Source organism: Synechococcus sp. R6-7 (genome assembly GCF_047461695.1).
Lineage (GTDB): Bacteria > Cyanobacteriota > Cyanobacteriia > Thermostichales > Thermostichaceae > Thermostichus.
Genome location: NZ_JANSHS010000230.1, coordinates 1 through 2,348, shown reverse-complemented (window position 1 = coordinate 2,348; position 2,348 = coordinate 1). Strand labels below are relative to the sequence as shown.

Below are 2,348 nucleotides of genomic sequence, written 5' to 3'. Positions count from 1 at the left end.
CCCCCCTCAAGGATTGGCAGAAAGAAAGTTTGGGGTGGAAACTGAAGAGCGCTGAGTCATCAGAGCAGATGCACAAGATCCCTGTTACCGTCATCACCGGATTTCTCGGATCCGGCAAGACCACGGTGATCCGTCACCTTTTGCTCAACAACCAGGGCCGCCGCATTGCCGTGTTGGTTAACGAGTTTGGCGAAGTGGGCATCGACGGCGAGTTGCTGCGGAATTGCCAACTGTGTGAGGGGGAGGGATCCATCCCCATTCTGGAGCTGGCCAACGGCTGTCTCTGCTGCACGGTGCAGGAGGAGTTTTTGCCCACCATGGAAGCTCTGTTGCAGCGGCGGGCGGAGCTAGACTGCATTTTGATTGAAACCTCAGGACTGGCCTTGCCCAAGCCGCTCGTGCAGGCTTTCCGCTGGCCCACCATTCGTACAGGCGCCACGGTGGATGCGGTGATTACGGTGGTGGATGGTCAGGCTCTGGCCTCCGGGCAACTGGTGGGGGATCCGGCGGCCCTGGAGGCGCAGCGGCAGGCTGACGAAAGTTTGGACCATGAGACTCCGCTTGAGGAATTGTTTGAGGATCAGTTGAGCTGTGCCGATTTGGTGGTGCTCACCAAGGTGGATCAGATTACCCAAGAGGAGCAAGCTCGGGTGGAAAGCTGGCTGCGGCACCACTTGCGCCCTGAGGTTCAAATCCTCCCTTGTGAGCGGGGGCAGGTTCCCCCAGAAGTGCTCTTGGGCTTTAATGCAGCGGTGGAAGACCAGCTCGAGCGCCGCCCCAGCCACCACGATCACGGGGAGGAGCATGAGCACGAAGCTTTTGAGTCTTTCTACCTCAGCTTGGAGGGAGGTTATGAGCCGGGATCCCTGGTGGCTCAGCTACGCCAGTTGGCCCAAGAGGAATGTCTTTACCGGATAAAAGGGTTTGTGGCCGTCCTCCACAAGCCGATGCGCCTGGTGCTGCAGGGGGTGGGATCCCGATTTGAAACCTACTACGACCGCCCCTGGCGACCCCAGGAGCCGCGCTTGACCCGACTGGTGCTGATTGGGCAAAACCTCAACCGCGAGCGCATTGCCGCCCAGCTCCAGGCCTTGGCCATCAGAGAAACGGTGGCCCCCACCGGCTGATCCCTGTCGGAGGCGAGTGGGATCCCTTGGGTCCTCGGCTCTCATCCCCCCGTCCCAGAGGGAAAGGAAGCAGCGTCCAGTTCTACTGTTACTCAAAGGTGGTCTAGAGGTAGGTATCCAAAAGAGAGGCCACGGTGGGGAAGTGGCAGCGCAAACCCAGGGTTTCTGGGGAAATGGCCGGGTAAACAAAATGGCGCTGGCGCAGACAGAACTCATCCCAGGCTGAAAGCCGCACCCGAAATAGAAAGGCCAAGCCGCGAACGAGAGCCGGGGGCAGAGGCACTCGGAAATAGATCCGTTTTTTGAAATAAGCACACATCTGTTCCACACATTCATCCCAGGAGAGGGGGGGATTGCCCAACACCCAATCGCCGCCACCAGGCAGATGGGCTACCCAATAGGCCACCATCTCGGCCACATCGGCAGCGTGGATAAAGTGGAAGCTGGCATCCACCCGCAAAAAGCGGATCAGATCCAGCCAGCGGAGAACGTCCTTGAGGCCGGCAGTGATGTGGGAGTAGGGGTGGTGGGGGCTGCCGCCAAAGAGCAGGGTGGGATAAAGGGTGAGCAGGCGCTCCGGCCAGAAGCCGCTTTCCTGCCGCCGCAGCAGCATCTCGTACTTGCTGCGGATGTAGTCGGTGCCGGCCCGTCCGGCAATGGCCAAAGGCTCCAGGTCCTGGTTCAAAAGGCTGGCCGTGGAAAAGTAGATCACCTGCTGACAGCGCTCCGGATCCAACAACTGAAAGAGCTCCAGGGTGTGGGTAACATTCACGGCCCAAGCCAGGGCGGGATCCCCCCAAGCCGCTGCCATGTGGATCAGCCCATCCATCTGGCGCAGCAGAGCGGCGTGTTCCCGGATGCGCAGGAGATCGCCGGGTACTAGGGTGATAGGGGCGGGCAGCCGTTCTAGGGGCAGCCGCAGGCGGCTGGTCTCGCGGATGAGAACGTACAGGTGGTAGGCGGGCCGCTCCGGAAACTCGGGATCCCTTTGCTGGGCCAGGTGCTCCAACACATAGTGCCCCAGGCAGCCGCTAGCGCCGGTAAGAAACAGGTTTCGCAAGAGGTCTTCCCAACGGGACTCGATGAAAAAAGCTTCTGACTAGTGTACCGCCTCAGCTTCCGTCCGCCGGAATTCCCCTGTAGGAGAGCCGCTCGACTGGGCAAACCCCACACTGGAAATCTGGCCGCAAGGATGTCAGCTAGAAATCGCAGGAGCCCCGC

The 2,348-nt window shown here is 60.4% G+C and carries 2 protein-coding genes; one reads left to right on the top strand and one right to left on the bottom strand.

Annotated features, from left to right (window positions below):
* Positions 1-68 precede the first annotated feature (68 nt).
* On the top strand, positions 69-1,127 hold the full coding sequence (gene cobW / locus NW815_RS07505; protein WP_414388008.1) for a cobalamin biosynthesis protein CobW: 1,059 nt from the start codon (positions 69-71) through the stop codon (positions 1,125-1,127).
* A gap of 103 nt (positions 1,128-1,230) precedes the next feature.
* Here cobW and NW815_RS07500 read toward each other — a convergent pair whose 3' ends face one another.
* Positions 1,231-2,187, bottom strand: coding sequence for an NAD-dependent epimerase/dehydratase family protein (locus NW815_RS07500; RefSeq protein WP_414388010.1), 957 nt, complete (start codon positions 2,185-2,187; stop codon positions 1,231-1,233).
* Positions 2,188-2,348 lie beyond the last annotated feature (161 nt).

Bases quoted from the DNA above. Each gene is read 5' to 3' on its own strand.
- cobW (WP_414388008.1), top strand. From the start codon at position 69: ATGCACAAGATCCCTGTTACCGTCATCACCGGATTTCTCGGATCCGGC.